16 protein-coding genes, 5 tRNA genes and 2 pseudogenes are annotated in these 19,187 nt (G+C 48.0%); 7 read left to right on the top strand and 16 right to left on the bottom strand.

Annotated features, from left to right (window positions below; genetic code table 11):
* Positions 1–106: 106 nt before the first annotated feature.
* From K6J72_RS02920 to thiS, 12 genes are all read right to left on the bottom strand, one after another.
* Positions 107–182, bottom strand: a tRNA-Glu gene (locus K6J72_RS02920).
* A gap of 26 nt (positions 183–208) precedes the next feature.
* Positions 209–285 (bottom strand) — tRNA-Asp (locus tag K6J72_RS02915).
* Between the two features lies 1 nt (position 286).
* Positions 287–362: transfer RNA gene (locus tag K6J72_RS02910), tRNA-Val, on the bottom strand.
* Between the two features lie 3 nt (positions 363–365).
* Positions 366–440: transfer RNA gene (locus K6J72_RS02905), tRNA-Glu, on the bottom strand.
* A tRNA-Lys gene (locus K6J72_RS02900) sits at positions 441–516 on the bottom strand.
* Between the two features lie 57 nt (positions 517–573).
* The gene (locus tag K6J72_RS02895; RefSeq protein WP_221280482.1) at positions 574–2,520 is read right to left on the bottom strand and encodes a transglycosylase domain-containing protein; all 1,947 of its coding nucleotides are present in this window, start codon (positions 2,518–2,520) and stop codon (positions 574–576) included.
* Positions 2,520–4,571, bottom strand: a complete 2,052-nt coding sequence (locus K6J72_RS08575) for a methyl-accepting chemotaxis protein (protein WP_279346964.1) — start codon at positions 4,569–4,571, stop codon at positions 2,520–2,522. The genes K6J72_RS02895 and K6J72_RS08575 overlap by 1 nt, the downstream gene beginning before the upstream one ends.
* A gap of 8 nt (positions 4,572–4,579) precedes the next feature.
* Complete coding sequence (locus tag K6J72_RS02885) at positions 4,580–5,071, bottom strand: chemotaxis protein CheW (RefSeq protein ID WP_221281080.1); 492 nt, start codon at positions 5,069–5,071, stop codon at positions 4,580–4,582.
* 26 nt (positions 5,072–5,097) lie between these two features.
* The gene (locus K6J72_RS02880; protein ID WP_221280481.1) at positions 5,098–7,509 is read right to left on the bottom strand and encodes a hybrid sensor histidine kinase/response regulator; all 2,412 of its coding nucleotides are present in this window, start codon (positions 7,507–7,509) and stop codon (positions 5,098–5,100) included.
* Positions 7,510–7,552: 43 nt separating this feature from the next.
* On the bottom strand, positions 7,553–8,491 hold the full coding sequence (locus tag K6J72_RS02875) for a chemotaxis protein (protein WP_430886739.1): 939 nt from the start codon (positions 8,489–8,491) through the stop codon (positions 7,553–7,555).
* Positions 8,492–8,560: 69 nt separating this feature from the next.
* The gene (locus K6J72_RS02870; protein ID WP_260320651.1) at positions 8,561–9,298 is read right to left on the bottom strand and encodes a UDP-2,3-diacylglucosamine diphosphatase; all 738 of its coding nucleotides are present in this window, start codon (positions 9,296–9,298) and stop codon (positions 8,561–8,563) included.
* 119 nt (positions 9,299–9,417) lie between these two features.
* Positions 9,418–9,618 carry a sulfur carrier protein ThiS gene (thiS, locus tag K6J72_RS02865; RefSeq protein WP_221280479.1) on the bottom strand — a complete coding sequence of 67 codons (201 nt, stop codon included), beginning with the start codon at positions 9,616–9,618 and terminating at the stop codon, positions 9,418–9,420.
* 361 nt (positions 9,619–9,979) lie between these two features.
* Between thiS and K6J72_RS08645 the strand changes: the two are divergent.
* Positions 9,980–10,698: pseudogene (locus K6J72_RS08645) on the top strand (glycosyltransferase family 10 domain-containing protein); the annotation flags it as partial.
* A 186-nt stretch (positions 10,699–10,884) separates the two neighbouring features.
* Here the strand turns inward: K6J72_RS08645 and K6J72_RS08640 are convergent.
* A pseudogene (locus K6J72_RS08640) lies at positions 10,885–11,265 on the bottom strand (methyl-accepting chemotaxis protein); the annotation flags it as partial.
* A gap of 325 nt (positions 11,266–11,590) precedes the next feature.
* Positions 11,591–12,997 carry a PDC sensor domain-containing protein gene (locus K6J72_RS02855; protein WP_260320648.1) on the bottom strand — a complete coding sequence of 469 codons (1,407 nt, stop codon included), beginning with the start codon at positions 12,995–12,997 and terminating at the stop codon, positions 11,591–11,593.
* Between the two features lie 351 nt (positions 12,998–13,348).
* Here K6J72_RS02855 and K6J72_RS02850 point away from each other — a divergent pair, with 351 nt between their 5' ends.
* The 6 genes from K6J72_RS02850 to K6J72_RS02825 are packed head-to-tail and all read left to right on the top strand — an operon-like array spanning position 13,349 to position 16,902.
* The gene (locus tag K6J72_RS02850; RefSeq protein WP_221280478.1) at positions 13,349–13,525 is read left to right on the top strand and encodes a hypothetical protein; all 177 of its coding nucleotides are present in this window, start codon (positions 13,349–13,351) and stop codon (positions 13,523–13,525) included.
* Between the two features lie 9 nt (positions 13,526–13,534).
* On the top strand, positions 13,535–14,155 hold the full coding sequence (locus K6J72_RS02845; protein ID WP_221280476.1) for an MBL fold metallo-hydrolase: 621 nt from the start codon (positions 13,535–13,537) through the stop codon (positions 14,153–14,155).
* A gap of 8 nt (positions 14,156–14,163) precedes the next feature.
* Positions 14,164–14,934, top strand: coding sequence for a HesA/MoeB/ThiF family protein (locus K6J72_RS02840; RefSeq protein WP_221280474.1), 771 nt, complete (start codon positions 14,164–14,166; stop codon positions 14,932–14,934).
* Positions 14,935–14,960: 26 nt separating this feature from the next.
* Positions 14,961–15,731, top strand: coding sequence for a flagellar motor stator protein MotA (gene motA / locus K6J72_RS02835; RefSeq protein WP_221280471.1), 771 nt, complete (start codon positions 14,961–14,963; stop codon positions 15,729–15,731).
* Positions 15,731–16,501, top strand: a complete 771-nt coding sequence (gene motB, locus K6J72_RS02830; RefSeq protein ID WP_221280469.1) for a flagellar motor protein MotB — start codon at positions 15,731–15,733, stop codon at positions 16,499–16,501. The genes motA and motB overlap by 1 nt, the downstream gene beginning before the upstream one ends.
* Entirely contained in the window at positions 16,498–16,902 is a 405-nt protein-coding gene (locus tag K6J72_RS02825; protein WP_221280467.1) for a hypothetical protein, read from the top strand. Before motB ends, K6J72_RS02825 begins: the two co-directional genes overlap by 4 nt.
* Here K6J72_RS02825 and K6J72_RS02820 read toward each other — a convergent pair.
* On the bottom strand, positions 16,886–17,611 hold the full coding sequence (locus tag K6J72_RS02820; protein ID WP_221280465.1) for an HpaA family protein: 726 nt from the start codon (positions 17,609–17,611) through the stop codon (positions 16,886–16,888). The two genes, K6J72_RS02825 and K6J72_RS02820, sit on opposite strands and share 17 nt — an antisense overlap.
* Positions 17,612–17,720: 109 nt before the next feature.
* Positions 17,721–19,160 (bottom strand): type I glutamate--ammonia ligase, encoded by a 1,440-nt coding sequence (glnA, locus tag K6J72_RS02815; protein ID WP_221280463.1) that lies wholly within the window; start codon positions 19,158–19,160, stop codon positions 17,721–17,723.
* Between the last annotated feature and the right edge of the window lie 27 nt (positions 19,161–19,187).

Genomic DNA, 19,187 nt, shown 5'->3' with positions numbered 1-19,187 from the left:
CGCCTTGGATATTAGCATATCCTGCTAATGCTAGCCAACTATCCGTCTAGCTAAAGCTAGGGGCCTTAGGGCGCGAGTGGTAGGTGGTTTAAAGACCAGCAAAGTGTGGCGACCCCTGAAAGATTTGAACTTCCGTTTCCACCTTGAAAGAGTGGTATCCTTGGCCACTAGATGAAGGGGTCTACTAAAGTTTGGGGTTTAATTGAAGTGGCGGAACGGACGGGACTTGAACCCGCGACCCCCTGCGTGACAGGCAGGTATTCTAACCAACTGAACTACCGCTCCGTGGTGGTCGCTATAAGACTCGAACTTATGACATCCACCTTGTAAGGGTGGCGCTCTACCAACTGAGCTAAGCGACCTTGTGGTGACTCCTAGGGGATTTGAACCCCTGTAACCACCGTGAAAGGGTGGTATCCTAACCACTAGATGAAGGAGCCTGGTGACCCGTGCTGGATTCGAACCAGCGGCCCATTCCTTAAAAGGGAATTGCTCTACCTGCTGAGCTAACGGGTCATTTGCAAAAAGTGTAATAATACACTATTTTAAGGGCTTTGTCAAGTCCACCGATTCTTAGAATAAAAGCGGTGTGTTGCCCTGGCTTTGGCTAGGAAGTGCCGTGCCCTTGATGGTGTAGAAGGTTTCGCCATTGATGCGCTGGGCGATCACGCCCTCGGGGATTTCAAAGCGGCGTTTTAAGTTCGGGTCAAATTTAAGGACTTTTTTCATGAAGTCGCCAAAGACGGGGGCGGCCACCATCCCCCCCGTCATCGCTCTGCCTATGCCCGTGTTGTCATCTCGGCCAAACCACACGATCGTCTGTAAACTCGGGCTAAAGCCACAAAACCACGCATCCACATCGTTGTTAGAAGTCCCCGTTTTGCCCGCAACCTCTAGCCCCGGCACCTGTGCCTTGCGCCCCGTGCCCTTCTCCACGACATTTTGCAACACCGCTAGGGTTAAAAAGGCCTTAGAGGGGCTCAGAACGCTTTTGGGCGTGATGAGCTTCAAGGGTTTTTCATGCCCTCTTGAGTCGGTGATGCTCTCGATTAAAGTCGGCTCTACAATGTTGCCATAGTTAGAAAAGAGCGAGTATTGCATGCTCGCCTCTAGGGGCGAAATGCTGAAACTGCCCAGGGCAATGGACATGTTTTTAGGCAAGTCCTCAAAGCCAAAAGAGCTAAGATCCCGATAAATGGTGTCAAAGCCCACATAGTCCACGAGGTTGATGGTGGCAAGGTTGAGCGAGTGGGTGAGGGCGCTTTTTAGGGTTACGAGGCCGTTGACCTTGCGGTTGTAGTTTCTGGGCTGCCAATGGCGTTGCTTGGGAGTCGCGCCATTGCGGTTATTGAAGCTGCGCGCCACATCCGGGATCAAAGACGCGCTAGAGAGTCCGTTGTCAAAGGCGATTTGGTAAATAAAGGGTTTTACGGCACTGCCTAGTTGGCGCTTGGCTTGGGTGGCTCTGTTAAAAGAACTCCTGTTGTGATCCACCCCCCCCACAAGAGCTAAGATGTGCCCGCTCTTGGTGTCTGTAACCACCATCGCCCCATTGAGTGTGCTGTCCTCATTTTCACGCAACTGCTTGAGCATGTTTTGATAGCCCAGCCTCAAAGAATCGCGGGCGAATTTTTGGTAGTCTAAATCCACATACAATTTTATCGTGTAGCCCCCGGTTTTAAGGTCGGGTAGAAAGCCCAAAGTCCGCACCACTTCATCTGCCACATAGGGGGCGACATTTTGGGTGGTGGTGGTGTGGTAGACTTGCGGCACTTCGTTTAAAGCTGCATCCATTTCTCTATCCCCAATCCAGCCTAAATCATACATGCGTTTGATGATGCTATTGGCCCGTGCTAGCGAGAACTCAAGCCGTCTTGTGGGGTCATAAAAGGACGGGGCTCTGGGCAAGGACACGAGCATGGCGATTTCTTTGAGGCTCAAAAGAGCTAGGGGCTTTTTAAAGTAACCCAACGCCGCGGTTTTGATTCCATAGAAGCCATGCCCAAAAAAGGTTTGGTTAAAGTAGCGCTCAAGGATTTGCTCTTTGGTGAGCATCCGCTCCAACTTCAAAGCGAGCACCATTTCCTTAAGTTTGCGATCCAGGGTCTTTGCCCTTGTTAAGAGCATGTTTTTGACGAGCTGCTGGGTTAAGGTGCTCCCGCCCTCAGCGTATTTTTGGTTGCGTAAATTTTTGATAAACGCACGCATGATCGCGTCTAAATTCACACCATTGTGTTCGAAAAACAAGGTGTCTTCGACCGCCAGCAATGCCTCCACCATGCGTGGGGGGATTTCATTAAAGTGGGCATAAATGCGGAACTCTTTGTCATAAATGTTGGCGATCAGCCGCCCCTTTGTGTCTAAAATCTGTGTGGTGAGATCGGGTTTATAATCCACCACTTTTTTAAGGTCGGTGTCCGCCTCTTCCCACAAATAAAACACATACCCGCACCCAAAAACCCCGCCCAAAACCACAGGCAAGATGAATAAAACCCACAAGACCTTTTTAAGAATCTGCATTAAAATTTCTTCTTGTTCGCGTCTTCTAAAATATCCTTGGAAATGCGATCGATGTTGTTGCCCACCTCTAGAGAAGTGCTGGCGGCACTGAGATTGTTTTGTGTGTCCTCTTTAAAAACTTGCAAAGAGGCGTTGATCCCCTCCACGCTTTGACTCTGTGCCTTAATGGACTCGGCAGTGTCAACAATGCTTTGGACTAAAACATTGATATTTGCCTCAATCTCACCCAAAGATTTTTGGGTGCGTTCAGCCAACTTGCGCACTTCATCGGCGACCACAGCAAAGCCCCGCCCGTGTTGGCCCGCTCTAGCGGCCTCAATGGCGGCATTGAGCGCAAGTAAATTGGTTTGGTCGGCGATGTCCTTGATGATCTCTACAATGTTTCTAATGTCCTGCCCTTGGGCGATCATCTCTTCGCTTTTTTGGCTAATGCTGGCGATGCTCTCTGTGATAGATTCGATCGATTTAGAAGTTTGGAGCAAGCTTTTATTTTGCTGGTTTGCGCTGTTTGTGAGCTGATCGACACAAGCTTTTAAACCTTGCGATTCTTTTGTGAGTGCGCTGGCAAAATCGAGCGAAGTGCGCAGCATTTTAGTGATCTCAGCCCCCAAAGCATCGATGGACTTTTCGACATCTCCAGAAGGGTTTGGGATGCCCTTTGTGAAATCTAAGGCGCGGTAGCGTTGAAAGGCCTCGTTGATGGTTTGCATGTAAGAACCTATATGTTCTTGCAAATACGCCACGACATCGTTAAAGAGTTCTCTGAGTTGCAAGAGATCGGGATTATTGGGCGTAGCGGTGATCCTTTGCGTGAAGTCGCCCTCCTTAATGTGGCGCACCACGCCCAGCATGTTTTCAATGGTGGCGCTGTCCGTCTTGGTGTTTTCGTGTATTTTTAAAATGTTCTCGTTGATGGAGAGCTGCATATGCCCGATCTCATCGAGCATTTTAGGCTCGACAATGTGCACATCTTGGTTGTTTTTAGGATCGTTGAGCAATCTAAAGAAACTGCGCAGGGTGTTGGAAACCACTTCAATGCGGTTACCCACCAAAGAGCGCACAAGGATGTAGACGGTGGCCACCAACACCACCACCACCAACCCCATGATGAAAATCAATTTTTGCAAGTAACGGGCTGCTGCAAAGACTTCGCTTTTGCTCGCAAACCGCGCAATCGCCCAATTAAACTTAAAATCCTCAGGACCGATTTTATTAAATATGTCAAAGGATTTGACAACCAAGAAACTGTCTTTATTGGTGCTGATCGCGTGGTAATCCATAGCCCCAGAACTGTTTTCATGCACCATCGCCACTAGGCGTGCTGCTGTAGGATCGGGATTGACTTCACTCAAGAGTTTGCCTTGAATATTTTTGTCGTATGTGAGCAACAAATATCCGTTTTGCTGCATCACAAAAGTGTCATTTTTACTGCGCATGGTAATGTCGGCAAAACTATCGATGTCGATAAAAGCGATCATCACCCCCACTATTTTAGTTTTACCACTCTCATTTTTGTTGAGGGGCACCGCTAATTCAAAACCAAAAACTTTTTGTCCACCGATGTCTTTAAAATAGGGTTTTGTTTTGAGAATCTTGCCATCTTGCAACACTTGGTGGGTGATCTGGGGGTTGTAAAAATCTTTTTTAACGAGAGTTTCTAGGCTACCACCCACCCTGCGCACGATGTAAGAGCCGTTAGGATCGCCCACAGCGGATACGCTGATCAGCCGAACACGCGTATTGTCGTTTAAAAACCTTTGGATCAACCGCTGTTTTTCACTTTCATTGTGGGCTAAATCAATGGAGGTGAGATTCTCGCCTAAAACACTCATGGCTGCAAACATGCGATTCATCACCCTTTGTAAGCGGGCAGCGTTCTCATTGATATTTCTTTGCATGTTCTCGATGGTGGTGTTGCGTGTAACAGTCCTCACCTGCTTGCTGATCACCACCCCTAGGATGATAATCCCCAGCACAACCACTATACACACACCGACAATAATCTTAGTGCCAATCCCCAATTTAGAAAACATCACATCCCTTTCTTGCATACATGCACCTAGAAGTCTTTTTTAAGGATCTCTTCCACTTTAAGGATGGAAACCAACTTGTCCTCCCTCTTGCCGATGCCAAAAATCAGCTGGTTGTTTTCCAAGAGGGTTTCAGGCACAGGGTCAATGTCGGATTGTTTGATGCGAATCGCCTCTGTCAAGCGGTCGATGAAAAAGCCGGCAATTTGGTCGTTGTGGCGCACGACCAAGTAACGCATGTCTTTATTGAGTTTCTCAGCGGGCAAGCCAAATTTCAAGCGCAGACTAATTAAGGGGAAAACATTGCCCCTTAAGTTAAACACGCCCAAGACATAATTAGGGGTTTCGGGGACACGGGTGTAGCCGATGGGCTTGACGATTTCTAAAATATTGAGGATGGGGATCGCATACTCCTCATTGCCGATGATGAACCCAATGAACTGTAAAATCTCTTCATTATCTTCGGGCTTTTCATCTTTATCGCCTTTTTTCTGCTTTTCAAACAGCTCTTTTAATGCCATCGCATCTCGTTGCATGGGTCGCTCCTTTAGTCTTCTAATTTAATGCTGCGTTTCACCACATTTGCCAAATATTCGGGGCTGTAGGGCTTGGTGATGTACTCAGTCATCCCGCTCTCCACGCCTCTAATGCGATCGGTCTTGGTAACCCTTGAAGTTACGGCGATCAAGGGCAAATTTTTAAACTTGTTGTATTTACGCACCTCTGCCGCAAAGGCGTAACCATCCATTTTAGGCATTTCAATGTCCACCAGCACAGCATCGGGTATTTTATCGGCGTTTTTCACCATCTCGAGCCCTTCGATGCCGTTTGTCGCCTCAAGCACCGTTACACCTAAAGGTTTTAAGGATTTACGCATCATTGCCCGATCCGTGCTGCTGTCGTCAATGGCGAGCACAATATAGTCGCTGGGGTTGTTTTTGGCATTCGAGTTTTGCGCCTCATTGATCAAGCTATTGACATTGACCTTGACATTTTTTGCCATCTCCATCATCGTACCCACATCCACGATCAAGGTGATCTTGCCATCCCCACGCACCGTCGCCCCCGCGATGCCCTTCGTGCTTTTGAGGTAGTAGCCTAAAGATTTGATCACCACCTCCTCTTGCCCGATGAGATAATCCACGATCAGTCCGATTTTTTGATCGGCTAACCCGATGATGACCACATACACCTCTCTAGAGGTTTCTAAAATGGCATCCACTTTAAAAATATCTGCCAAACGCACTAAAGACAACACCTCATCGCGCAGGCGTAACACGCTCTTGCCATCTACGCTGTAAATCTCATCTTGGCTGATGCGCACCGTTTCAAGCACAGAAGAGAGGGGGATGGCGTAGTATTCCTCTTGCACGCCCACCAACAAGGCTTGGATGATCGCCAAAGTGAGGGGGATTTTGAGTTTTTGTGTGGTGCGCACACCCACTTCGGATTCGAGCTCAATGATCCCATTGAGTTTTTCAATGTTCGTTTTCACCACATCCATGCCCACACCCCGACCCGACACATTGCTCAAGGTTTTGGCGGTGGAGAAACCGGGCTTAAAGATGAGATTCAAGGCTTCTTTGTCTGTCATGGTGGCGGCTTCTCTCTCGGTGATCACGCCTTTTTCGATCGCTTTTGCTTTGAGTTTTTCCGGATCCAGCCCCACCCCATCATCGCTGATCTTGATCACAATGTGGTTGCCCTCATTGTAGGCACTGAGCTCCACGGTGCCCGTTTCGGGTTTGCCCAGCGCTTTACGATCTTCTGGCTTTTCAATCCCATGGTCGCAAGAGTTGCGGATGATGTGGATCAGCGGATCGCCGATCTCCTCTACAATGGACTTGTCTAGCTCGGTTTCCTCCCCGTCAATGACTAAATCGATGCTCTTACCCAGCTCCCGGCTCAAATCGCGTACCATGCGGGGGAATTTATTGAAGACCTTGCCGATGGGCTGCATCCGTGTTTTCATCACGGCTAGTTGTAAATCTGTCGTGACTGCCGAAATAGAAGAAACCACCTGGTTGAGCTCCTCTAGGAATTTCTCTCCATCGTAGCGCTCCTCCACATCGCTATAAATGCGGATCAAGCGGTTTTTGCCCAGCACCAACTCTCCGATGAGATTCATCAAGTGATCCAGCCGCCCCACATCCACACGCACGGTCTGTTCGACCCCGATCGCCACCGACTTTTCACCCTCTTTTTTAGAACCTCCCGGCTTTGCGCCCACTTGGGTAGGTTTTGCTGGTGCGGGTTTAGGTGCAGGGGCGCTTGGGGCTTTTGGGGCAGGCGCGCTTTGGGGGTGTGCGTTTTGTGCGGGGGTGCTTTGTGCCTCTTCCTTCCTTTTCTCTGCACGGCGGGCTTTGTCTGCCTCTTGGCGTAATTTTAACAGCCGCTCGATCTCTTGTTCCACCTCTTGCGGGCTCATATTAGCATAATCGGGTTCGTTTTCATGACCTGCCTCTTGGACTTTGCTCTCCACCTTAGCCTCTTCTTTGGGGTGCTCTGCTGTGGGTTGCTCTTGCCCTTGTGGGGCTTGCTCTGTGGGAGCAGAGGTGTCCTGCTTGGGGTCTTGCACAAGGGCTTGCAATTCTTTGGTGATCCCATCAATGTCTAAACCCGCATTGGCATCTGTGCCCGTGTTGCGGATATTGACCAATAAGGTCTTCATCATATCCACCGAACGCAACACGATGTCCATCACATCGGGGGTGATCTTCAGCTCATTTTTGCGCGCCCGGTTTAAGACATCTTCCATGTTGTGGGTCAAATGGGTGAGGGTGTCTAGATTGAGAAAAGAGCTTGAGCCCTTGATGGTGTGGGCGACCCTAAAAATGCGATTCAATAAGTCCAAATCCTCTGGGTTGTGCTCCAGCTCCACTAAATCCTGATCGAGCTGTTCGTTCATCTCAAAGGCTTCGACTAAAAAGTCCTCCATGATCTCTTTCATATCATCCATAAAACACCTCTCTTTTAAATTCTTTTATTATAACTTAAAAAGATTACCCTAAAATCTTAGCAATCTCATCTATGAAACGATCGGGATCAAACTTCACCAAATATCCCTTCACCCCCAAATCCAGCGCTTTTTGTGCGCTGTAGTCATCGCAGATTGAGGAGTTGAAGAGCACGGGGATTTGGCAAAACCTCGGGTCCTCTTGGATTTTAGAGAAAAAATGGTAGCCGTCCATTTTAGGCATCTCCACATCCGACACAATCAAGCGCAAATTTTGACCCAACTTGTCTTGGTACTGCTCGTAGAGCATCTCCAACTTCGCCAACCCATCCTTGCCATCCACTGCCTCCACGACTTTAAAGCCCATTTTTAACAAAGTGCGCTTAATGATCATGCGGGCGGACTTGCTGTCGTCTACAAACATGGCAATCCCGTCAAACTGCTTGATCTGGTGCTTTTCTTTGGGTGGTTTGGGGGCTTTGTAGGCATGCAATTCTAGGTCGTTTAAAATGCTCTCCAAATCTAAAATCAACATCATCTTATCGCCATCGATCTTGGTCGTGCCGGTCACTTTGTCCTTGCTTGGGGTGCTGTGGCTGCTGAAAGCGGCGGGCTCAACATCGCCCCAGTCGATACGGCGAATGCGTTTAGCCGCGTGCACCACAAAGCCCATTTTCACACCACTAAACTCGGTGATGACCACAACTTTTTCAGACACACGGCTTTCATCTTCAACGATGCCTAGCCATTTCGACAAATCGATTAAGGGGATGATCGTAGAGCGCAGATCAAAAACGCCCAAAATATAATCCAAATTTGTGGGACACTCAAAGATCTCAGGCATCATGATGATCTCTTGCACCTTGGATACATTGATCCCGTAAATGCCCTCATAGGGCTGGTCTCCTTGTAAGCCGAAGATTCTAAAATCCACTAGCTCAATTTCGCCTAAATTTAGAGCGGTGTTTAAATTTTGTTCTGTCAAGCGCATCCCTATTTTACAAAATTTAAAGGGAGTTAGATTTTAGCCTATTTTCTCTTAGTTTAGCGCAGATCAGCTCAAGGCGGGGCAAACCACTAAACTCCCCTCGCTTAATTTTGTAACCTCTTTAGTGCAGTAAAACGAGGGCAAAGACACATACATTGAGTCTTGATAAATGCGCCCAATGTGAAAATGCCCTTCAATCACACCGCTTAAGGGCTGTGGGCTTTGCTTTGCATAGCGTTCTAGGCGCGCTTTGGCAAAATGGGTGAAATCTAGGGCATTTTGGGGGTAGGTTCTAATCCTTTTGGCGTAAATGGGGGTGCTTATGGCGGTGTAAAGGGGCTTGATGTGGGCCAACAGCCCTAAGATTTTAAGGCTTAAAGGGTTTGCAAGCAAGCGGATATACAAGCCATAGCCAAAGCCCAAAAACAAATCCCCATGCGCTAGGGCGTAGAGTTTATCCTTGTGGCTAAAAATGACCGGCTGTGCACTTCTAGGGTAAATTGTCGTGTTTTTGAGCTGGGCTACACCGCTTAAGCCCAAATCGTGATTGCCTTCAAAGTAAAAGACGGGGGTTTGTCGACTCAAACTCTCGATCTGTTCTAGAATATGGGGGGCGTGGGTGTGTTTAATGCTCCCCACAAAAATTTGGAAAAGATCGCCCATTAAAAAAAGTTGGCTAGGTGGGTTTGCCCTTAGCTGTTCTAAAAAGTCAGGCAAGTCAGCCATGCCCTGTTGGTGGTGGGCATCGGCAATGAATAGGGCATTTTCTAGGATTGTGGGGAATGATGCTTTCAGTCGTGGCAACTTTCTTTGGATTTTGGACTGGACTCAAGCCCAAGGGGGCTATTTTAACCTTTTTATGGGGGGTTGACAATGTCAACCCTAAGGGAGGCTGACATCAGTCTTAAGGGTGCTTGACAGTGTCAACCACCCCCCATAAACTGCAAACACTCTAGGCGGTCGTTTTCTTGCAGGGGGGTGCTGTGCCACCTCTCTTTTTTCACCACCGACTCGTTTAGAGCCACCGCACACACCTGAGCTTCAATGCCCAGCTCTTGAATGGCGGTGTCGATGTTTATAGGCTTGTCAAACTCTTTTATCTGCCCGTTGATGAAAACTCGCATACAAATCCTTTGGCTAAATAGCCCCCATTATAACAAAAACCCCTAAAAACTCCATGCTATACTCTCAAAAATGCTAAGGTTTGCCATGTTTGCCCCACTTTTAGATGCCTTCATTGAGTCTAGCCACTTGCCCCCACCCCCACCCACTAAAAAGCCTCTCACCATCGGGGTTGCTTTTTGGACTAGTAAAAATGCTTTGGAAAACCTAGCACATTTTCAAGCGTGGCTCTTTTACGGCATTTTGGCCACACAACACGACACCACTCTATCCACCAACCCTAAAGACCCTTGCGCTGTGGTCTTTGGCAGTTCTCTTAGATTGGCTGGCATGTTAAATTCCCCCATTTTGGACTTCCCCCAAAAGCGTATAGGCTACACAGGCGAGAACGAACGCATCGATTTTAATGTCTACGATTTTGGCATGGGTTTTGACGACTTAGAATTTGGCGATCGCTATTTGCGCCTACCCCTTTATTACCAAGCCCTGCATTGGTTTTCTCAATTAACCACCAACCCCACCTTCAACACCACGCACCCCCAAATAGACAGCCTTGCTAGAGAGCAGAGCGACCCCCTTAAACGAGGATTTGCCAGCTTTGTCGCCTCTAACCCCAACGCCCCTGCAAGAAACGCTTTACAAAGAGCTCAACGCTTATAAGCCGGTTGCGGGGGGGGGTGTTTAACACGATTGGGTCTTTGGTGCAAAACAAGCACGAGTTCATCAGTGGGTATAAGTTTAATCTGTGTTTTGAAAACTCTTTAGGTTTGGGTTACACCACAGAAAAAATAGTCGATGCCTACTTTGCCCACACCATCCCGATTTATTGGGGCAACCCCAAAGTGGCTAAGGATTTCAACCCCAAAAGCTTTGTCAATGTCCACGATTTTAAAGACTTTAAAGAAGCTCTGGATTTTATCCGCTATTTAGACACCCATGACAACGCCTATTTAGACATGCTCTATGCCCACCCTTTAAACACTTATAATGGCAAGCCTAGATTTCACCAAGATTTGAGCTTTGCCAAGATTTTAGAGTTTTTGCAAAACGCTATAGAGTGTCCGTATGTTTATCATGATCACACGGGCTTTAGGCACACAGGCACTTCGCTTAAACATGCCTGTTTAAGCAAACTCAAACAAATGAAGACTAGGTTCTCCCGCGCACAAGACACTAAGATATATAGAGGCAAATAAAACCACAGACTAACAGACTAAAGACTAGGGTGCAAGTTCTTAAGTGCTAATTCAAGTCGCCCTATTCCTGCCCTAAAACTTCTTCTTGTTGACATCATCAAAAATTTCCTTAGCGATGTCATTGACTTTTTGGGTGATCTGATCGGTGTCTTGGGCAATCTTAGCGTTTTTTTGCACCACGACTTCTAGTTGTTCGACCGTCTTATTGACCGCCTCAATCCCACTAGTCTGTTCTTGGACATTAGCCACAATCTCATCGATGCTTTGGATCAACGAATTGGCATTGGCTTCGATCTCACCTAAAGATTTTCCCGTCCTCTCGGCTAATTTGCGCACTTCATCGGCCACCACAGCAAAGCCCCGTCCGTGCTCGCCCGCTCTGGCGGCTTCAATGGCGGCATTTAAAGCCAAAAGATTGGTTTGGTTAGCGATGTCTTTGATGATGCCAATGATGTTTTTGATCTCTTGGGCCTGCTTGGTGATCTCTGTGGTTTGGGTGCTGGTGTTTTTCATAAAAGCAGTGATTTGGGCAATTTGTTTGGCTGTTCCCTCTAGGGAGTTGGATTGCTCTACACTGCTTTGCGAGAGAGCTTGCATGGATTCTCTTAAGACGGCACTTTGGGAGGATAATTCTTTAGCAAAAGCAAAAGAGGCACTCAGCATCTCGCGGATGTCTTGGCCTAGCATATTCGTCGTGATTTCCACAGCGCCCTTAGCCTCTGGGATTTTGGCTGTGAAGTCAAATTTTTGTAGGCTTCAAAAACGGCGTTGATGGTGTTCATATTGCCCCCACTTTGCGCTCTAGGGTGTCTAGCATGGTGTTGAGCACATTTTTAAGCTCTTTAAGCTGAGGGTTAGCAGGGATTTGCGTGATGCGTGCACTCAAATCGCCCGATTCAATGATCTTAGCCGTGTTAACGGACTGGGACACCGCCTGTTCATCTTGTTCTAAAGATTGTTGAATCTTTTGGATATTGGCGTTGATGACACTTGCCATTTGCCCTAACTCGTCATTGCTTTGCACTTTCAGGGGTTTGAGGGAAATTTTCTCGTGGTTTAAAAACTTAAAGAAAGAAACTAGCCCCTCTAAAACGATAGAGAGGCGTGCAGAGATGACTTTGTTAGCCAGCAACGCCACGCACACCCCCGCAATGATAAGAGAAAAAAATGCGGTCATCATGACGAGTCTTGCAAGCTCGTTTCTGTGTTTAAAAACAATATCTTTAGAGACGACAATAAAGACAGACCAAAATTGATCGACACTGCGCCACACTTTAAAATTCACCAACCCAATAAAGGATTCTTGGTGTCTAATGTTCACATAAGGAAATACCCCTTCTTTACGCTCTTTTACGGCTTTTAAAATAGCCTCTGTCAAGGGACCTGGATTGACTTCAATCAGAGGTTTTCCGATCATTTTAGTGTCTGGAAAAACAACAACTTTACCTGTAGATGAGAGCACTGCGATGATGTCGCCCTGATAAACCGAGCTGGTTTTGTCCAAGATGATCTCTTGGCGTACTCTGGCAAGATCGATGGTGATGCCGACAAACCCTATTGCTTGTTTTTGTGCATTTCTGATGGGGACGGTGGCGATGACAGTGGTTATTTCCTTGCCCGCAATGTTGATGCGTATCGGCTCGCTCACCGTGTCTTGATTCCTCTGCAACACTTCTTGGATGTGGGAGCGGTTAAAAATACGGGCACTCTGTTGGGCAGAGAGGGAAATAACCCCTCCTGCGTGTGCCATATCAGTGTCCTCCAAAGCCAAATAGAAACCTTTAGGATCAAAGTGTTTTGCATCTTCTGGTTGGGGCATTTTAGTGGGCAAGTCTTGAAAGACCGCGCGTGGGAGGTAGAGGAAACAATAATCCGACCAATTAGCTTCGTCAAAAGTAGTGTTCACAAAATTGGACAATTCGCCTCTGTATAAGGCATGGTTAGCAATGGAGGTTTGAATCGTCCCTCTCAGGGTTTCTAGCAGGGTAAAACTTTGGTTAAAGGCGAGGATGATGCGGTTGGCATGCCTCTCGGCGACATTATAGAGAGTTTTATAAGCCTCTGCTTGCAAAGTTTTAGAAGACTTGTGGGTGATCACTAAGGCCAAAACGACAAAGATGACCAGCAAGACCCCAATGATCAAACCAACGAGCTTTGTCCCAATCCTGACATTGGATAAATTCATAAGCTGTGCCTTCCTTCCTAAATTACACCACTATGCTTTTTGGACTCTACCCTACGCCTGTGTATTAGAGCGGTGATTATATCATCTTAAAAGGCTAAATAGGGGTAACCATCGGAGGGCAAGAAACAGCTTATAGGATTATTCTTGCCACAATAGCCCGAAATTTTGCTAAAACAGGCATTGCCTAAATTAGCGCTTGCTTCCCCCAAAGGGGACCCATGCAAAAAGCTGCAAGCTTTGCTTCCCTCCCGAAAACCAAGAGTGTGGCAGGCATGGTTGGACCAAGAATACAACAGAAATTCTAGCTTTGTAGAATTTTACAAAGTTTTATAGGATTTGATAGGGCGGCATTTGCCAAACAACACAAATTGTCAGGTTGCCAAAGACTTTAACACGAAAAATTTTGCCCATGTCCATGGCCTTAAAGACTTTAAAGAGGCCGTGGATTTCATCCACTATTTTACAAAATGCGCTAGAGTGCCCCTATGTTTGTCAACTGCGGGCTTAACTTTAGGCAAATTTTGCTAGAATGGAAAGATGTTTAAAATCAAAGTGCAGGCTTTTGGCAACACACAGACAAATTGTTATGTCCTGCAGTTGGCACAGGGCGATTTGGTGATCGATCCGGGTGTGGGGGCAAGCTCGTGGGTGCAAGAGCAAGCCAAAAACCCCTTAGCGATCTTGATCACACACGGGCATTACGACCACATTTGGGACGCGCCCGCCTTAAAGCAAACATGGGCTGGCGTGCCTTTGTATATGCCTAAAGAAGACATGTTCATGCTCACCACAGATTGTTTTTGTTTAGGCCAACCCACCTGCAAAGAGGCAGACATCCAGCCCATTGAGGGGCATAAAAAGAGCCATTCTTTTGGAGTGGGGGGGGTGGAGATCACCTATTGGCATTTTCCCGGGCACACCCCGGGGTGTAGTGTCATCGAAGTGGGGGGGGTGTTTTTTAGTGGGGATTTCATTTTTTATAGAAGCATTGGCCGCTACGACTTCCCCTACTCCGACCCACAGGACATGAAAGAGTCTTTAGAGCGTTTTTACGCTTTAGATAAGCTAGATTGCCCCATTTACCCCGGGCACGGGCGCGCCACAAGCCTCAAAGCCGAACAGCCCCATATGCCCGCTTGGATCGCACAGATAAACTAAGGACAGCCATGACAGAGAGCCAAAAAGAACGCTATAAACGGCATTTGATGTTGGAAGATGTGGGCGAGGAGGGGCAGGAAAGATTGTTGCGCGCCAGCGTGCTTGTGATTGGGGCGGGGGGGCTTGGCTCGCCCAATTGTTTTTATTTGGCAGCGGCGGGCATTGGGCGCATCGGGATTTTGGATTTTGACATCATCGAGTTAAACAACTTGCAACGCCAAATCATCCACACCACACAGGAAATCCACAGCTCTAAGGTCAAATCCGCCGAGCGCAAAATGTTGGCCTTGAACCCTGAAGTGCAAGTTGAAACCCATTTTGAAAAACTGACCGCCACAAATGCCCTAGAATTGATCCAAGAGTATGATTTTATCATCGATGCGACCGACAATTTTGCGAGCAAGTTTCTCATCAACGATGCCTGTATTTTGGCAAACAAACCCCTAAGCCATGCGGGCATTTTCAAGCACCACGGGCAAACCATCACAATTTTGCCTAGAAAAAGTGCATGCTTTGCTTGTATCTTTGACAAACCCCCAAGCACGGAGCTAAACAGCGTGTTTAAAGCCGGGCTGTTTGGGGTTGTCCCAGGGATTGTGGGCTGCATCCAAGCATCTGAAGCGATCAAATATTTTCTAGGTTTCCCCCTGCTCACCGACCAGCTTTTACATGTGGACACCAAGAACATGGACTTTAGAAAGATCAATGTCCGGCGCAACACAGAATGCCGGGTGTGTGGGGCGCATGGCATACAAACCTTAACGGATTATCCGCAATAGCAAAAAAACAGAAAGGGTAGTTTCTCATGGATTTGTCATCACTTTTAGGTGTGTTTTTGGCGATCACATCCATCGCAGTGGGGGATATTTTAGAGGGGGGCAACCCTATCCATGTGATCCACTTGAGCTCTTTAATCATCATCATCCCCACGACCCTATGCGCGTCGATGGTGAGCACCCACGCCCACCATGTCAAGGCCGCCTTTAAAGAAATCAAGATTGTGTTTTTAAACCCCAAAGTGAATCTGCAAGACACGATCAAGAACATCGTGGAGCTCTCCACGATGGCGAGAAAGGACGGGGTGCTCTCGCTCGAGTCTAGAGTGGCGCAGATTGAGGACGACTTCACCCGCAATGGCTTTTCGATGATTGTGGATGGCAAGGACATCAAATCCGTGCAAGAGAGCCTAGATGTGGCGATTGAGGAGCTTGAGGAGTACTACCACGGCGCAGCGCACTATTGGATCACTGCGGGTGAAAGCGCGCCCACCTTTGGGCTGGTGGGGGCGGTGTTGGGCTTGATGTTGGCGCTGCAAAAGTTAGACAACCCCCCAGCAATGGCGGCGGGCATCGCTGGGGCTTTCACCGCCACGGTGACAGGGATCATGTGCTCTTACGCCCTCTTTGGCCCTTTTGGCAACAAACTTAAAAATAAGTCTAAAGATATTTTAAAAGAAAAGGTGATGATTTTAGAGGGCATTATCGGAATCGCCAATGGAGATAACCCCAGAGACCTAGAAATGAAGTTATTAAACTACATCGCTCCCGGCGAGCCTAAAAAATCGCAGTTTGAATAATGGCAAAGAAAGCAAAAAAAGCAGAGTGTCCAGCAGGCGAGCGCTGGGCGGTGCCCTATGCCGACTTTTTGTCCTTGTTGCTCGCCCTTTTCATCGCCCTTTATGCGATTTCTGTGATCAATAAGGCTAAAGTCAAAGCCCTTAAAAAAGAGTTCATTAAAATTTTTGACTACGCCCCCGTGCCAGACTCCATGCAACCTGTGATCCCCATCCCTCCAGCCCCCGGTGAAACCCAAAGCAGCGTAGAGGCCCAAGAGAAGGAATCCAAAGAACATCCCAGCCGTTCGCAAATCACGATCACCAAAGTGGGCGAGGGCTCGATCTTGGAGCAAACCGATCAAGGGGCGGTGTTGAAACTGCCCTCCAGCCTGATCTTTGAAGAGCCCTACAGCGATAAGATCAACGCCTCCATGCGTGAATACATCCACCGCATCGCCAAGATCATCCAACTCTTGCCCGACCAAGTGGAGGTCAATGTCAGGGGCTACACCGACAACACCCCCATGCCCGCTTCTAGCCACTTCAAAGACCACTACACCTTGGCAGCGAGTCGGGCCTATAAGGTCATGCAAATCTTGCTGAATGACGGCATTAACCCGCAAAAACTCTCCTTCACCTCCTATGGCAAGAACGACCCCATCATGCCCAATGACAGCGTGGAGAACCGCATGCGCAACAACCGCGTAGAGATCTATTTTTCCACCAACCACCAAAATGTCGAAAAAATCCGCTCCATTTTAGACCGCAACATCAACAGGAGCAACGATTGAGGGCACTTGCGCTTAGTTTGCTCTTGAGCCCTCTGCTGGCTTTACCCACCGGCGAGCAACTTCTAAGAGAAGAGCAGGTACAGCAACCCAGAGCCACTTTAAGCGCGGTGTTTTTCAGCCAAAAACAGCCCTACACCTCGTGGACGAGAGATTATGGGGTGTGGCAAACCAAGCACATTTTAGAAATCAAAGCCTTGAGCAAAAGAGTACACATCAATAAAATCACCCTCAACCGGGGGCGTTGCGCCTTACTACCCATTTTGCCCAGCTTCGTGCTGCATTTGGGCGAAAAAATGGACTATGAGGTCTTTTGCGAGGGCCACCTAAGGGTGGAGATAGACACAGACTTTGGGGCGCAAATCTTCCATTTGCGCGAGGATTTCCCTAATGATCCTTTTTAAACTTCTCCACTAGGTAGCGGTAATCCATGAGTTGGTCGGGGTCTAGGGCTTGGCTGATTCTATGCACCCCTTGGGCGTAAATTTGCATTAAAATTTGGTAGACATTACTGTCAAAGCCCTCGCCACGAATAGGTGTCACGACACTTGTAGGCATATACCCGCCCGAAACGCCTCGTTCTTGGCGCACAGTTACAGGGGTGCGGACTTGATAGCCGGGCAATTCCAAACTTGTCATGTTCAAGGGCTTTTTGCTCTTAGGTTCCAGCACCTTTAGAGTCAAATACCCCATGGACAAGTTCGCATTTTTGCCCTCCAATCCCCCATTTCTTAGCCGATCCTCTCTTAGACTAATGTCCTCAAGTACCTTAACAAACCCGCTCACCTCCACAAGAGCATAGCCCCGCTCTTGTTCGGCAGGGGTTAGGGGAAGTTCTACCTGTTGCACGCTAAATCCGCGTTTTTCTAGGATTTCTTGGATTTGATCGCGCATAGAGTCCTTAAAACCCTGTTGCATGTTTGCCGGCACCGTCTTGCTAAAGGTGATGGCTAGTGGCGGAATCAAAACTAGTAAATGGTTTTTGGGTTGGGGCTTTTCGCTTGCCTCGTAATAAGAAAAGGGGATGGGGCCTTGTTCGTGTTTGTCTGCCACTTTAGGCGCACAGCCCAAACCTAGTAAGCCCACCAACAATAAAAGTGAAGTTTTTTTCATATGTTCCCTCAATGTTTTTTTAAAAAAGACCAAAGACTTTTAAGCAAGCGGGCGAGTGCCCTAAACTTTTTGAAATTGTCGTAAAACGACCCGCCCCGCCTTTTAGCCATCAGCAAGAATAAGTGGTTTTGAACTCAAAGGGGTGGGGGCGGCTCTCCCAAGGGAAGACCTCGGAGCGGAACTTAAAGCTCTGGTAAGCCTGAATAAACTCCTCTGTGAACACTTCCCCCTTTTTCAAATACTCCTTATGCACCAACATTTCTTCCAGCGCACTTCTTAGGGTGTGGGGGAGTTGTTTGATCCCCTTGTCCCTGATCTCATCTAAGGTGAGCTGGAAGAGGTTGATGTCCATAGGCGCGCCCGGATCCATCTTTTGCGCCAGCCCGTCTAAGCCTGCCATTAAAATGGCGGCAAAGGCTAGATAGGGGTTAGAAGAGTTGTCGGGGAAGCGGAACTCAAAGCGCGCCGCCTTGCCCTTCACCCCATAGGGGATGCGCACACTCGCACTCCTATTTTGTGCCGAATAGGTCAAAATCGAGGGGGCTTCAAAGCCGGGGATCAAGCGTTTATAAGAATTGCTAGAGGCGTTGGTGAACGCCGCTAAACTTCTAGCGTGGCGCAAGACCCCGCCCAAAAAGTGCAACGCCATTTGGCTTAGGTTTTTATACACATCGCCACTAAAGAGATTCTCGCCATTTTTCCACAAGCTCACATGCGTGTGCATGCCACTGCCATTGTCGCCATGTAAGGGTTTTGGCATGAAGGTGGCGGTTTTGCCGTTTAAATGGGCGACCATTTTCACCACATATTTGAGCTTTTGGACATTGTCGGCGGCCTCTACCAACTCCCCAAAACGCACGCCGATCTCGCCCTGGGCCTGGGCCACCTCGTGGTGCACGACATAGGTTTCTAGCCCCACTTGATTTAAAACCTTAACAATCTCGGCTCTAATGTCCATCATCGTGTCGGTGGGGGGGGTGGGTAAATACCCGCCCTTATGCCCCGTGCGGTGTCCAAAGTTTACCCCCCCCTCAAAGCTGCGATCCCGGTTCCACTCCCCTTCTTCGCTGTCGATCTCATAATATTGGCAATTCGCGCTGTTTTTGATTTTAATGGAGTCGAAGATAAAGAACTCATTTTCTGCTCCAAAGTAAGCCATATCGGCGATGCCTAAATTTTGCAAATGCCTTAAAGCCCGTTTGGCGATGCTCCTGGGGCATTTTTCATAGTCTTGCTCTTTATAGACATCCCACACATCGCAAAACACCACCGCCGTAATATCTGCACTAAAAGGGTCAATGAAGTAGCGAATCAAGTCGGGTTTTAAGATCATGTCCGAGCGGTCAATGCTCTGCCACGCCTTAATGGAGCTGGCATCAAAGGGGATTCCCTTTTGCAACAAGTCCTTATCCACGCCCCCGATGAAATAGCCCATGTGATTCCAAGTCCCCTTGACATCGGTGAAGCGGAAATCTACAAATTCCACTTCTTTTTCTTTACAAAAGGCAAAAAACTGCTCTACATCGGCATCGCTGTTATGAATGTCCATCAATGTTCCTTGAATTTTTAGCGCATT

Source organism: Helicobacter sp. NHP19-003 (assembly GCF_019703305.1).
In the GTDB taxonomy this organism is placed as follows: Bacteria; Campylobacterota; Campylobacteria; order Campylobacterales; family Helicobacteraceae; genus Helicobacter; species Helicobacter gastrocanis.
This window is presented reverse-complemented; position numbering and strand designations above follow the sequence as displayed.

What these genes read in the sequence shown, in the direction of transcription:
- K6J72_RS02880 (WP_221280481.1), bottom strand. Translation starts at nt 7,509, where the DNA reads ATGGATGATATGAAAGAGATCATGGAGGACTTTTTAGTCGAAGCCTTT.
- K6J72_RS02855 (WP_260320648.1), bottom strand. Translation starts at nt 12,997, where the DNA reads ATGAATTTATCCAATGTCAGGATTGGGACAAAGCTCGTTGGTTTGATC.
- K6J72_RS02820 (WP_221280465.1), bottom strand. Translation starts at nt 17,611, where the DNA reads ATGAAAAAAACTTCACTTTTATTGTTGGTGGGCTTACTAGGTTTGGGC.
- K6J72_RS02885 (WP_221281080.1), bottom strand. Translation starts at nt 5,071, where the DNA reads ATGGCATTAAAAGAGCTGTTTGAAAAGCAGAAAAAAGGCGATAAAGAT.
- motB (WP_221280469.1), top strand. Translation starts at nt 15,731, where the DNA reads ATGGCAAAGAAAGCAAAAAAAGCAGAGTGTCCAGCAGGCGAGCGCTGG.
- K6J72_RS02840 (WP_221280474.1), top strand. Translation starts at nt 14,164, where the DNA reads ATGACAGAGAGCCAAAAAGAACGCTATAAACGGCATTTGATGTTGGAA.
- motA (WP_221280471.1), top strand. Translation starts at nt 14,961, where the DNA reads ATGGATTTGTCATCACTTTTAGGTGTGTTTTTGGCGATCACATCCATC.
- K6J72_RS02895 (WP_221280482.1), bottom strand. Translation starts at nt 2,520, where the DNA reads ATGCAGATTCTTAAAAAGGTCTTGTGGGTTTTATTCATCTTGCCTGTG.
- thiS (WP_221280479.1), bottom strand. Translation starts at nt 9,618, where the DNA reads ATGCGAGTTTTCATCAACGGGCAGATAAAAGAGTTTGACAAGCCTATA.
- K6J72_RS02845 (WP_221280476.1), top strand. Translation starts at nt 13,535, where the DNA reads ATGTTTAAAATCAAAGTGCAGGCTTTTGGCAACACACAGACAAATTGT.
- glnA (WP_221280463.1), bottom strand. Translation starts at nt 19,160, where the DNA reads ATGGACATTCATAACAGCGATGCCGATGTAGAGCAGTTTTTTGCCTTT.
- K6J72_RS08575 (WP_279346964.1), bottom strand. Translation starts at nt 4,571, where the DNA reads ATGCAAGAAAGGGATGTGATGTTTTCTAAATTGGGGATTGGCACTAAG.